The organism is Serratia ureilytica (assembly GCF_013375155.1).
In the GTDB taxonomy this organism is placed as follows: domain Bacteria; phylum Pseudomonadota; class Gammaproteobacteria; order Enterobacterales; family Enterobacteriaceae; genus Serratia; species Serratia ureilytica.
Genome location: NZ_JABXOF010000012.1, coordinates 159,961 through 172,593, shown reverse-complemented (window position 1 = coordinate 172,593; position 12,633 = coordinate 159,961). Strand labels below are relative to the sequence as shown.

Here is a 12,633-nt window from a genome sequence, read left to right as displayed (position 1 = left end):
TCTGTTTCAGACAGCACATCAGCGCACAAATTTAAATGATTTATTTTTTAAGATCTTGCTGCACTTGGTGTACAGGTCGAACCCATGGTTTTTTCGCCTGCACATCGGCCGGCAACGAAGCAATGGCGCGCTTCGCTTCAGCAGAAGACGCATAGTTGCCGCTCACCAGCACATACCACGGCTTGCCGTCACGCTTGGTGGCGTACACCAGGTAATTCTGCAGCTTCTGCTGTTTGGCGTAGGCGTTCAGCGTATCGGAACGCGAAGCGCTGCTCAGTTGCAAGGTATAGTGGCTGCCCGGCGCAGACTGCACAGAACTGCCGCTGCTGGCGACCGCTCCCGCTTTCGCGGTGGAAGACGGCTTGGCCGGCGGCGTATACACCGTAGTCGGTGATTTATGCTGCGTTGCGGTCGGTTTGGCGGCGGCGGTTTTCGCCGGCGTTTTATGCTGTTGCGGGGCAGTGCCCTGCACAGGACGCGTCGCTTCGCGCGCTGCGGCGCCGCTCATCACCGTTGCCGGTGCGGTCGGCAACGTCGACGCTGCGCCGGTCATGCCCTGCGTAGCGGCGTCAACCTGCCCCTGCTGCTGCGACAGCGCATCCGCCATGTTGCCCGGCAAATCGACGCGCTGCTGCGCACCGCCTTGCTGAGGCTGCGTTTGCGCTTCGGTCGGCGTGCCGGAGATCGGCGGAACGCTGACGTTCTGCGGTTGCTGCGGCTGAGTCGCGCTCACGCCGTTATTATCGTGGGTATCCGTCGTGCCGCCCGGCACGCCGTTATTGGCGGTGGTCAGCGACGAAGAACCGGACAGGTTGATATCGCGGGCCGCGCCGTTTTGCGCGCCGCTCTCCTGAGCCGCTTCATGTTTGGTCGGCGCCTTCAGGGCTGAACCGATGCCGATAATCAGCAGCAGCAGCACCAAAATGCCGATGCCAATCATCAAATGCTGGCGCGAAACGGCGAAGCGCGGCGCGGCGGCCGGCTTGCGCGAACGCGTAGGACGACGATCGCTGCTATCAGGTCTGAGATCGTCTTCCGGTTTAAACTCGTCCATCTGAAACCCTCCAACTAGAGGCAAAAGCCCACCACCGTAGACCTACCGTGGCACGGGCGGATTAACCCGATGATGGCAAAGCGACACCCGTCGTGCTCTGCTCACTGTATTAATATAGATGCTAATGGCGGCTAAGCCACTGTTACTTAGTCCGATTTAATTACGCTTCCGCTCAGGCAAGCAGGCGGCGATCGACGCCAGCACCAGCTCATGCCCTACGCCGCCGCGCACTTCCGCCGCACCGATCGCGGTCGGCAACACCAAACGCAGTTCCCCCGCCAGCACTTTCTTGTCGCGCAACATGTGCGGCAAGTAGGATTCCGGCGTCATTTCCTGCGGCCCGCAGACCGGCAAGCCGGCGCGCAGCAGCAGCGCTTTGATGCGCTCGATGTCTTCAACGGAGAACTGGCCGAGACGGTGCGCGGTTTCCGCCGCCATCACCATGCCCGCAGCCACCGCCTCACCGTGCAGCCACACGCCGTAGCCCATCTCGGCTTCGATAGCATGGCCGTAAGTATGGCCCAGATTCAGCAGGGCGCGCAGACCGCTTTCGCGTTCGTCTGCGGCCACCACCTCGGCCTTCAGCTCGCAGCAGCGGCGAATACAGTAGGCCAACGCCTGCATATCCAACGCCATCAGCGCATCGATGTTATTTTCCAACCAGACGAAAAACTCGCGATCGAGAATGATCCCGTATTTGATGACTTCGGCCAGGCCGGAAGAGAGTTCACGCGTCGGCAGCGTTTTCAGGCAATCCAGATCAACCACCACCGAAGCGGGTTGATAGAAAGCGCCGATCATGTTTTTGCCGAGCGGGTGGTTGACGGCGGTCTTACCGCCCACGGAGGAGTCCACCTGCGACAGCAGCGTGGTGGGAACCTGAATGAAGCGCACGCCGCGTTGGTAGCACGCGGCGGCAAAGCCGGTCAGATCGCCGACAACGCCGCCACCGAGCGCGATCAGCGTGGTATCGCGCCCGTGCGGTTTTTCGAGCAGCGCCGAAAACACCTGCTCCAACACCGCCAGAGATTTGTACTGCTCACCATCGGGAAGAATCACCTGATCCACCACGACGCCGCTCTGCTCCAGCACCTGCCGGACACGCTCCAGATAGAGCGGCGCCAGGGTCTGGTTGGTGACCAACATCGCTTGTTCACCCGCCTTTAACGGCATAAAAGAAGCCGGATCGTCAAACAATCCGGCGGCGATGGTAATCGGGTAGCTGCGCTCCCCAAGCGTTACAGTAATTCTCTCCATGTCGCGCTTAGTTCTCTGTATGGTACGGCGGTGGTTGATCCCCGCAACGGCGGGGAACACAAATCAGTTTTCCGCATTGGCCGACGGCGAACGCGAAAATCAGCAATCAGTTGCTTTCCAGCATGTTGATGATCTGGTTGGCAACCACTTTAGCGCTCTGATCGTCGGTGCGAATGGTGACATCGGCAATCTCTTCATACAACGGATTGCGCTCTTTCGCCAAAGCTTCCAGCACTTCACGCGGCGGAGAATCAACCTGCAGCAGCGGGCGTTTTTTATCACGCTGGGTACGAGCCAACTGCTTTTCGATCGTGGTTTCGAGATAAACCACCACGCCGCGCGCGGACAGACGGTTGCGCGTTTCGCGCGACTTCACCGAACCGCCGCCGGTCGCCAACACAATCCCTTGTTTTTCCGTCAGTTCATTAATGACTTTTTCTTCACGATCGCGGAAACCTTCTTCCCCTTCCACGTCGAATACCCAGCCCACGTCAGCTCCGGTACGTCGCTCAATTTCTTGATCGGAGTCGAAGAACTCCATATTGAGTTGCTGAGCTAACTGACGGCCAATAGTGCTTTTGCCGGCACCCATAGGCCCAACCAGAAAGATATTGCGTTTCTCTGCCATGTTTTTCGGTATTACTAAGACAATTCGTTAATGTTAACCCGCCCCGCCAATCAAATCAGCGGCGGGACCTAAACTGAAACCTCATGAGCGATAGTGCGAGATCAGACGAAAAATTATCTCAACACTCTTGGTAGTTTGGCAACCGAATAAATCGCAATCCACGCCGCGGGAGGGAAACCATATGTTTTTAACGGCGTCTTGGCGCTAACAAAAAACCTCGGTGCTCAATTCGGTAACCCTTGTAAGCTAAATCGGCCGCAGCGTCAAACGCAGATCCCCCCAAGGGGATAAAAAAGTGTATCTGCTCATCAACTTTAGGCGATTTGCCGCCCGGCCGACAGGCCGCCGCTTATCCCTTAATCAGGGTTGGCGTAATAAAGATCACCAGCTCGCGTTTTTTCTGTTGTGCGCCGCTCTGCCGGAACAAGCCCCCCAGCAGCGGCGCATCCCCCAGTCCCGGCACCTTGTCCGCCGTCTTGCCGCGATGCCGTTGAAAAATGCCGCCGAGCACCAGGGTTTCGCCGTTTTTCACCGTGATCTGCGTCTTAATCTCCTGTTTATCGATGGTCAACGCCTCTCCGGCCCCTCGGCTGATGGCGCGCCCCGGCATATTTTGGCTGATCTGCAGCGTCAGCGTGATGCGCCCGTCCGGCAACACCTTCGGCGTCACCTCCATGCCCAGCACCGCCTCTTTAAACTCGATGGCGGTCGCACCGCTGGCGCCGCTGGACACTTCATAAGGGATCTCCGTCCCTTGCTTGATGCTGGCGGTTTGCAGATGCGCCGTCAGGAGACGCGGGCTGGCGATGATCTCCACCTGATTTTCCTGCTCCAGCGCCGTCAGCTCCAGGCTCAGCAAACGCCCGCTGATGCGCGCCAGATGGAAACCGGCGTTCACCGCGCTGCGCTCCAACGGCAGGTTAACGCCGATATTGCCCGGCCGCAGCGGCCGCGCCGGCCTGTCGTCGGGCGCCAATCCCCAACGCACGCCGAGCTCACGCAGGCTTTCGCTGTTGATGGTCACGATATGCGCCGCCAGTTGCACCTGTGCCAGCGGCGCATCCATTTCCGTTATCCGCTTTTTCAACTGCGCCACAATCGGCGCGGTGTCGCGCAGCAGCAGCGTATTGGTGCGTTTATCCGCCAACACGCTGCCACGCTCGCTCAGCAACGCGCCACGTTGGGCGTTGAGGCTTTCGGCAATTTCCGCCGCATCGCCGTTTTGCACGGTCATCGTCAGGCTGTGCAAGGGTTGCCGCTGCGCCAGCGCCTCTTGCAGCTGTCTTTTTTCCCGCGCATCCGGCTCCGGGGAGATCAGCATCACGTTACCCTCCCGCGTCATCGTCAGTTTGCCCATACGCAGGGTCAGCGCCAGCGCCTGGGGCCAGGGCACATCCTCCAGCCGCAGCGTCAGGTTGCCGCTCACGCCCGGCGCGGCGATCAGGTTCATCTGCCGATAATCCGCCAAGGCCTGCAGGATGACCGTGACCGGCGCATCCTGAAACTCCAATGAGATTATCTGTTTATCCTGAGCCTGCGCGGTGCCGAGCGCCAAACACCCTAGCGCCAAGCCCAGTCCAGCGCGTCCTTTCATGATTTGTCATCCTTGTCGTCGATCATCAGCGATATGTCGTCGCGGCTCGCCGGGCACTCCGGTTCGGCCGTCAGCGCCTTCAACGTCAGGCTGCGCGCCTGCACCTGCGTCACCTGCCAGCGCTCGGCAAGCACCCGTTGTTGCGGCCGCAGGCGCAACCATTGCCCCGCCGGCGTCACCACCCAGCCATAGCGCTGCATCGGTTGCCCGATGACGCCTTTCAATCGCCAGCCCGCCGGGGATGTCTCTGTCTGGGCGCAAGCAGGCATCGGAGGCGGCGCAAACGGGTCGCGCGGTTCGGCGCATAAGGCCCACGGCCATAGCAGCCACCACCAACGGCCGGATCTTTTACTCATCGGCCAGCTCCTCGGCGGCATCCTGTAAAACCAACCGCGCCGTCATGCCCTGCGGCGGCGTCTCCACGCTCAATTGTTCGAGACGCAAATCGGCGGGCAGCGCCTCCAGCAGCGCCAACAAACCGGGGTAGTCAATGCGCAAGCTCAGCGTCTGCCGCGGTGGTTTTTCCTGCCGCTGCCAGCGCAATAAGGCGCCCCCCGCACGTTGCAGCCCGTTCGTCAGATCGCCGGTGGCGGCCGGAGCGAGCGGCGTCGGCGGCATCAGGGCGACCGGCGCCTCGTCCAGTTGGCGCTGCGCCACGGCGATCTGTTGCAGCAGGCGCTGTTGCCGCTCTGTCGCACTTTCCCGCTGACGCCATTCGTCTTGCAGCATCCAGCCCCCGCCCAACAACGCCAACGTGCCTATGCCCAGCCATTGCGCGGCCAGCAATCGCCGGCCCGACAGGCCCAGCAAGAAGCGCAGCCCGGATGGAAGACGGTTATCCATCACGCCGCCACTGCGCCACCAGATGAAAGGCGTACAGGCCGTCGTCGCGTTGCGCCACCTCCGCCAAACGCAGCCGCGGTAACGCGGGCATCCCCGCCAGCCGCCGTTCGAACTGCGAAATGGCGGCAGGAGAACGGCTCAATCCACGCAGCCGCAGGCCGTTCGCCGCATCGCTGTCCAACGCCGTGAGCCACAGCGGTGGGGGGAGGCAGGAGGAGAGTTGCTGCAGCAGTTGCAAATAACGCCGGTTATGTTGGGCATTGCGCGCCTGCCGTTCAGCGAGGGCGCTGTATCGCGCCCGTTGCGCCCGTTCCTGCTGCTGCTGACGGACGAGCAGCGTCACTGCCGCCAGCTCTTCTTCCAACAGCGCCAGCCGCTCCTGACGCTGCGCCTGTTGATGACGCAGTTGGCCGGCGACGAGGCCCCCTGCCAGCAACAGCACCGTTACCTGCAACAGCAACACGCCCAGCCAGAAGCAGCCGCGCCGCCGATCGCGACGTTGCCGCCAGGGCAAAAAGTTGACCTGGTACATCAGCGGTCCTCCTCGCGCAGCGCCAGACCGCCGGCCAACGTAAACGCTGAGGGATGCACGGGCAACGGCGGACGCAGCTGCGTGAAGGCGCTGAGCGGCGACCAGGAAAGGCAGCCGACGGGCAAGGCTCCTGCCAGCACGCTGCCGGCATAGACCGGTCGATCATCGTCCGTCGGCGTCTGGGCTTGCAGCGCCCGCAGCGCCTGCGCGTCATCGTCGCCCGGCGTCAGCCCGAACGCGAACGCGCCGTCGGCCGGCGCCACCCACAGCCATTCTCGCTCGAGACGATGCATCAGCCCCGCGGTGTGCGGCACGCCCGCCGCCGTCGCCATCATCCGCAGCGCGCAGGGCGTAATATCGACCGCTTGCGGATGCAGGCCCGCCTGGCGCAGACAGTGCAGCCACTGCTGCAGCTCCTGCCGCCGCGCGGCGGTCAACAGCAGCGCCGCCCCCTCCGCCGGCGCAGCGCGATAGTCGAGCGCCAGCGTCTGGCCGTCGAGTGGGAACTGCTTCACGCCGTGGCCAACGATATAGTCGCTGCGTTCCGGCTCGCGCAGCCGCGCGTCCGGCTGCGCCATGCACTGTTGCAACACCCGCTGCGCCGGCAGGGCAATGCGTAAGGAAATATGTCGCGGCAGTTGGACGCGCCATTGCCGCAGCGCCCGGATCAGGGCTTCGGAAGGTGCCAGGCAGCCGTCGCGTAAAACCGCCTGCGGCAGCGTCTGTTGCCACCAGTGACGCAGTTGCCAGCCGTTGCGGCGGCGTTGGACCGCCAGCGCCCGCACGCAGTCGATTTGTATATCCAGCCCCACCTGCCATGCTTGAGGGAACATGTTTCACAAGCCTCCATAACATCCGATGATAAAAGAACATATCCATGTCGCAGGCTTGCCTTTATACTACCGCGCGGTTGTTTATAAACTGCCCAAATGACTTAGAAATGGGAAATCTCAGGTGAAGTTCGTAAAGTATTTACTAATCCTTGCAGTATGTTGCATCGTGCTGGGAGCAGCCTCGATTTTCGGCTTGTACAAATATGTCGAGCCGCAGCTGCCCGACGTCGCAACGCTGAAAGACGTGCGGCTGCAGATACCGATGCAGGTTTACAGCGCCGATGGCGAACTGATCGCCCAGTACGGCGAGAAGCGCCGCATTCCGCTGAAGTTGGATCAAATTCCGCCGGTGATGGTGCACGCATTTATCGCCACCGAAGACAGCCGCTTCTATGATCACCACGGTGTCGATCCGGTCGGCATCTTCCGCGCGGCCTCCATCGCGCTGGTCTCCGGCCACGCTTCCCAGGGGGCCAGCACCATTACCCAACAGCTGGCGCGTAACTTCTTCTTAAGCCCTGAACGCACCCTGATGCGTAAAATCAAGGAAGCCTTCCTGGCGGTACGCATCGAGCAGATGCTGACCAAAGATGAAATCCTTGAGCTGTATCTGAACAAGATCTACCTGGGTTACCGCGCTTACGGCGTGGGCGCCGCCGCGCAGGTCTATTTCGGCAAGGACGTCAGCCAGCTCACCCTGAGCGAGATGGCGACCATCGCCGGCCTGCCGAAAGCGCCGTCCACCTTCAACCCGCTCTATTCGCACGATCGCGCCGTTGCCCGTCGCAACGTAGTGCTGTCGCGCATGCTGGACGAACACTACATCACGCAGGCGCAGTACGATCAGGCGCGTTCTGAAGATTTGGTCGCCAACTACCATGCGCCGGAAATCAGCTTCTCCGCCCCGTATCTCTCCGAGATGGTGCGTCAGGAGATGATCAAGCGCTACGGTGAAAACGCCTATACCGACGGTTATAAGGTTTACACCACCGTGACCAAACGGCTGCAGCTGGCGGCGCAGGAATCGGTGCGCAATAACGTGTTGGCCTATGACATGCGCCACGGCTATCGCGGCCCGTCAAACGTGCTGTGGAAAGTCGGCGAAGCGGCCTGGGATCGCAAACAGATTGTCGACTCGCTGAAAAACCTGCCGAACTACGGCCCGCTGGCGCCGGCGGTCATCACCGCCGCCAACCCGCAGGAAGCGACGGCGATGCTGGCCGACGGCAGCAGCATTGCCCTGCCGATGGCCACCATGCGCTGGGCGCGGCCATACCGTTCAGACACTCAGCAAGGCCCAACGCCGAAACGCGTCACCGACGTGGTGCAGCCAGGCCAGCAGGTCTGGGTGCGTAAAGTGAACGAGGCCTGGTGGCTGTCGCAGGTGCCGGACGTCAACTCGGCGCTGGTTTCCATCAACCCGAACGACGGCGCGGTGAAAGCGCTGGTCGGCGGCTTCGATTTCAACCAGAGCAAGTTCAACCGCGTCACGCAGGCCCTGCGTCAGGTGGGCTCGAACATCAAACCGTTCCTGTATACCGCCGCGATGGATAAAGGCCTGACGCTGGCCACCATCCTGAACGACTTGCCGATCACCCGTTGGGATGCCGGCGCCGGCACCGACTGGCGGCCGAAGAACTCGCCGCCGACCTACGATGGCCCGATTCGTCTGCGTCAAGGGCTGGGGCAGTCGAAGAACGTGGTGATGGTGCGCGCGATGCGTGCGATGGGCGTCGACTACGCGGCGGAATATCTGCAGCGCTTCGGCTTCCCGGCACAGAACATCGTGCATACCGAATCGCTGGCGCTGGGCTCCGCTTCCTTCACCCCGATGCAGCTGGTGCGCGGTTACGCGGTGCTGGCGAACGGCGGTTACCTGGTCGATCCGTACTTCATCACCAAAATTGAAGACGACAACGGCAATACGGTGTTCGAAGCCAAACCTAAAGTGGTTTGCAGCAGCTGCAACCTGCCGGTGATCTACGGTGATACTCACCGTTCGGCCGTGCTGTCCGATGACAACATCGAAAACGTCGCCACCTCGCAGGAAGGCAGCAACAGCACGGTGCCGATGCCGCAGCTGGAGCAGGTAACCCCGGCTCAGGTGCAGCAGGACGGCGACCAACAGTATGCGCCGCACGTGATCAGCACGCCGCTGGCCTTCCTGATCCACGACGCGCTGAACAGCAACATCTTCGGTGAACCGGGTTGGATGGGCACCGCCTGGCGCGCCGGGCGCGATCTGAAACGTCATGATATCGGCGGCAAAACCGGTACCACCAACAGTTCCAAAGACGCCTGGTTCTCCGGCTATGGCCCGGATACCGTGACGTCGGTGTGGATCGGCTTCGACGATCACCGCCGCGATCTGGGCCGTTCGACGGTGTCCGGCGCTATCCCGGATCAGATTTCCGGCGGCGAAGGCGGTGCCAAGAGCGCCCAGCCGGCGTGGGACGACTTCATGAAGATCGCGCTGGAAGGCATTCCGGAGCAGAAAGTCACGCCGCCTCCGGGCATCATCAGCGTCACCATCGACAAGAGCAGCGGCAAGCTCTCTGGCGGTGGCGGCGGCAGCCGTTCCGAGTACTTTATCGAAGGAACGCAGCCGACGGACTACCCATCGCGCGATACCGGCACCACGCTGACCGATCCGGGCGGCGAAAGCCACGAGCTGTTCTGATCGAAAAGGGCCAGAGAAATCTGGCCCTTTTTTTATGCGGCGCGAAGCGTCTCAGCGCGAAGCGCGCAGAAACGCCTCGGAGAGGAACAGCGCGCTGACGTTGCGCGCCTCACGGAAATCCGGTTCCGCCAGCAGCGCCATCATGTTGGCGATCGGCCAGCGCACCTGCGGCAGGGGTTCCGGTTCGTCCCCTTCCAGGCTCTGCGGGTAGAGATCGTGCGCCAGCACAATATTCATTTTGCTGGAAAAGTAGGATGGCGCCATCGTCAGCTTGCTGAGGAAATCAAAGCGTCTGGCGCCGAATCCCACTTCTTCCATCAGCTCGCGGTTGGCCGCCTCCAGCACCCCCTCGCCGGGATCGATCAACCCTTTCGGGAAGCCCAGCTCATAGGATTCAGTGCCCACCGCATATTCGCGGATCAGCAGCAGGTCATCGCCAATCACCGGTACAATCATCACCGCCTCGCGATCCGAAGGCCGCATGCGCTCATACACCCGCCGCACACCGTTGCTGAATTCCAAATCGACCGACTCGACGTTGAACAAACGCGAACGCGCGACCGTTTCCACTTTCAGAATTTTAGGTTTTTGCAGGTGTTTATCCATGATTGCCTCAAAGAGGTTGCCCAGGCGCGGACAGGGCAACCGAAAAAATGATTGGCGTAACGCACGGCTCGTTGGCGCTCAAACGCTGACCAAATTCGATCTTGATCACATTGTGCGTTAAGGGCAAGCTCGGCCGCAACGCGCATGAACAGTAATTTACTTTCTTTTAACAAGCGTCGCCAGCCGCGGGCGATTTTCTGCACTGATTCAGCAAACAGCGCGCATGAAAATAGGATAATGCCGATATCGACGGCAGGGGCCGGTTGCTAGTATCACGCAGGCAAGAATCAGTGATAAAATGACCTTGCTTCATGAAGGAATGAGATCCAAAGCGAAAATCTGTTTGTTCCCTCATTAGTTCTGGGTGCCTCCTGGCGGTTTACTCCGTATAATATTCAGCTTTTCATCAGGTTGGCGAAATTCACGGGTGTGAGATGGGGATTGCATGAGCACAATAGTGTTGATATTGGCCTTAGTGCTTGTCTGCCTGATTGCCGCCGGCCTGTACCTGTGGTTCAAGGCCCGCCACCCGACGGCGCTGGCGCGCACGCTGCCGTTTATCAAACCCGCCCACCGCAAGCTGACCGACGAAGAACGCGCGGCGGTCGAGTTCTACCTCAATCAACAAAACAAGCTGAGCAACAAACTGTTGCCCGGCGGCGGCGCTACGCTGCCCGCAGCCAAACTGGCGCTCACCCCGCAAAGCGATAACGTTTATCCCGTGACGCACGCCATCACCCGTTACGGGCTGGCCAGCGACGATCCCAATAAATGGCGCTATTACCTCGACGCTGAAGAGGTGCACCTCCCCCCGTTTTGGGAACCCTACATCACCGCCGACAACCATGTGGAAGTGATCAAAACCCAGACGCTGCCGCTGGTGATTTCGCTCAATGGGCACTCGCTGAAAGATCATATCCACGACCGGCCGCAGCCGCCGGTCGTGACCGCCGCGCCGACCAAAAACGCCTCCATCCGCAAGGAAGAGAGCGAGCATGTCGAGCTGGTGAACATTCGCAAGGAAACGCCGGAAGAGCATGCGCTGAACCGGCCGAACGGCATCCGTGAAGCCGTCATCATCTCCGCCGCGCTGCTGCTGCTGTTCTTCAGCCTGATCAGCCCGGTGCTGGTGATCCCCTGGATGATTTTCGTGGCGGTGCTGATGATCGCCTGGGGAGGGTGGAACCTGTTCCGCCGCCCGGCGTCGCGCGAGTTGAAAGAGATCCACTGCCTGCGCGGCACGCCAAAGCGCTGGGGCCTGTTCGGCGAATCCGGCCAGGGGCAGATCAGCAATATTTCGCTCGGCATTATCGATCTGATCTATCCGCCGCACTGGCAACCGTACCTGACGCAGGATCTGGGCAAAACCACCGATGTGGACGTCTATCTCAACCGTCAGGTGGTGCGGCAGGGGCGTTTCCTGTCGCTGCATGACGAAGTGAAGAATTTCCCGTTGCAGCAGTGGGGCCGCAATGCGGTGCTGGTCGCCAGCTCGGCGCTGGTTCTGCTGCTGCTGCTGATCTATATCCCGCTCAACCTGCCGTTGACCCTCAGCATGGCCTGGCTGCAAGGCGCGCAAAAAGTGGAAGTGACCAGCGTACAGGCGCTGGAGGCCACGCCGCTGCGCATCGGCGACACGCTGAAAGTGCGCGGCAGCGGCATGTGCTATGTCCCGCCGCCGGCCAACGGCGGCGGCGCCGTCAATTTTGCGCCGTTCGACTGCTCCGGCATCTATTGGAACACCGCCGCCCCGCTGCCGCAGCCGGAATCGGAAGTCATAGACAAAGCGACAGCCCTGCTGGCGACGGTCAGCGGTCAGCTGCATCCGAGCGGCGCCGATCAGAAGGTCAACCCGCAGCTGGCCAGCGCCATCGAGAAATCCGGCATGATCCTGCTGGACGATTTCTCCGATATCGTGCTGAAAACGCAGGATCTGTGCCAGACGGAAAACGACTGCGTACGGCTGAAAAACGCGCTGGTTAACCTGGGCAACGCGAAAAACTGGAGCAGCCTGGTGAAACGCGCCAAATCCGGCGCGCTGCAAGGCGTCAACGTCCTGCTTCGTCCGGTCAGCGCCGAATCGCTGGAAAGCCTGACCAAAGTGGCCACCTCGTCGTTCATCTTCAATGAGACGCGACTGGCCGCCGCTGCGCTCAACAGCCCGCCGCCAGGCGGTTTCCTGATCCGCAGCGACGAAGGCCGCCAGTGGGTCAGTCACCCCCAGCCGCAGACGCCGCAAAGCGAATACAACGCGCTCGACCAGTGGAATGAGCTGCAGCGCCAGTCCAACCTGCTGCTGCATACCCCATTCCAGGCGCAGGGCGTGATCACCAGCCTCAGCGTTGACGCCAACGGCACTCGCCACGTGGCGTTGCACAGCGAACCGGACATGATCACCCTGTGGCGCTATCTCGGCACCAGCCTGTTGTTGCTGGCCGTAGTGGTCAGCCTGGGTTATAACGCCTGGCGGCTGGTGCAGCGTCGGCGCATCAATCAGCACCGCGTCGCCGATATCCAGCGTTACTACGACAGCTGCTTCAACCCGCAGCTCAATCCGATGTCGATGCGGCCGATGGCCTGAACCTGACGCCGGGGCTTCGGCCCTG

Annotated in this window: 11 protein-coding genes; 2 read left to right on the top strand and 9 right to left on the bottom strand. The window is 61.2% G+C overall.

Annotation, left to right across the window (positions count from 1 at the left end; all coding sequences use genetic code 11):
* Positions 1 to 40 precede the first annotated feature (40 nt).
* From HWW83_RS21435 to pilM, 8 genes are all read right to left on the bottom strand, one after another.
* On the bottom strand, positions 41 to 1,054 hold the full coding sequence (locus HWW83_RS21435; protein WP_033645274.1) for an SPOR domain-containing protein: 1,014 nt from the start codon (positions 1,052 to 1,054) through the stop codon (positions 41 to 43).
* Between the two features lie 156 nt (positions 1,055 to 1,210).
* The gene (aroB, locus tag HWW83_RS21430; protein ID WP_033651737.1) at positions 1,211 to 2,311 is read right to left on the bottom strand and encodes a 3-dehydroquinate synthase; all 1,101 of its coding nucleotides are present in this window, start codon (positions 2,309 to 2,311) and stop codon (positions 1,211 to 1,213) included.
* A 106-nt stretch (positions 2,312 to 2,417) separates the two neighbouring features.
* Complete coding sequence (aroK, locus tag HWW83_RS21425) at positions 2,418 to 2,939, bottom strand: shikimate kinase AroK (RefSeq protein WP_004391482.1); 522 nt, start codon at positions 2,937 to 2,939, stop codon at positions 2,418 to 2,420.
* A gap of 349 nt (positions 2,940 to 3,288) precedes the next feature.
* On the bottom strand, positions 3,289 to 4,533 hold the full coding sequence (hofQ, locus tag HWW83_RS21420; protein ID WP_129993640.1) for a DNA uptake porin HofQ: 1,245 nt from the start codon (positions 4,531 to 4,533) through the stop codon (positions 3,289 to 3,291).
* Positions 4,530 to 4,889, bottom strand: coding sequence for a HofP DNA utilization family protein (locus HWW83_RS21415; protein ID WP_123062011.1), 360 nt, complete (start codon positions 4,887 to 4,889; stop codon positions 4,530 to 4,532). Before HWW83_RS21415 ends, hofQ begins: the two co-directional genes overlap by 4 nt.
* Positions 4,882 to 5,376, bottom strand: a complete 495-nt coding sequence (locus HWW83_RS21410; protein ID WP_033645277.1) for a hypothetical protein — start codon at positions 5,374 to 5,376, stop codon at positions 4,882 to 4,884. Before HWW83_RS21410 ends, HWW83_RS21415 begins: the two co-directional genes overlap by 8 nt.
* Positions 5,369 to 5,908 carry a PilN domain-containing protein gene (locus HWW83_RS21405; protein ID WP_176589539.1) on the bottom strand — a complete coding sequence of 180 codons (540 nt, stop codon included), beginning with the start codon at positions 5,906 to 5,908 and terminating at the stop codon, positions 5,369 to 5,371. Before HWW83_RS21405 ends, HWW83_RS21410 begins: the two co-directional genes overlap by 8 nt.
* Positions 5,908 to 6,741 (bottom strand): type IV pilus biogenesis protein PilM, encoded by an 834-nt coding sequence (pilM, locus tag HWW83_RS21400; RefSeq protein WP_046687927.1) that lies wholly within the window; start codon positions 6,739 to 6,741, stop codon positions 5,908 to 5,910. Before pilM ends, HWW83_RS21405 begins: the two co-directional genes overlap by 1 nt.
* A gap of 121 nt (positions 6,742 to 6,862) precedes the next feature.
* On the opposite strand from pilM, the gene mrcA reads away from it, so the two are divergent.
* Positions 6,863 to 9,421: a peptidoglycan glycosyltransferase/peptidoglycan DD-transpeptidase MrcA gene (gene mrcA, locus HWW83_RS21395; protein ID WP_033645280.1), complete on the top strand. Its 2,559-nt coding sequence runs from the start codon at positions 6,863 to 6,865 to the stop codon at positions 9,419 to 9,421.
* 51 nt (positions 9,422 to 9,472) lie between these two features.
* Here the strand turns inward: mrcA and nudE are convergent, their stop codons facing one another.
* Positions 9,473 to 10,027: an ADP compounds hydrolase NudE gene (gene nudE, locus HWW83_RS21390; RefSeq protein ID WP_033645281.1), complete on the bottom strand. Its 555-nt coding sequence runs from the start codon at positions 10,025 to 10,027 to the stop codon at positions 9,473 to 9,475.
* A 445-nt stretch (positions 10,028 to 10,472) separates the two neighbouring features.
* On the opposite strand from nudE, the gene HWW83_RS21385 reads away from it, so the two are divergent.
* Positions 10,473 to 12,608, top strand: coding sequence for an intracellular growth attenuator family protein (locus HWW83_RS21385; RefSeq protein ID WP_033651741.1), 2,136 nt, complete (start codon positions 10,473 to 10,475; stop codon positions 12,606 to 12,608).
* Positions 12,609 to 12,633 lie beyond the last annotated feature (25 nt).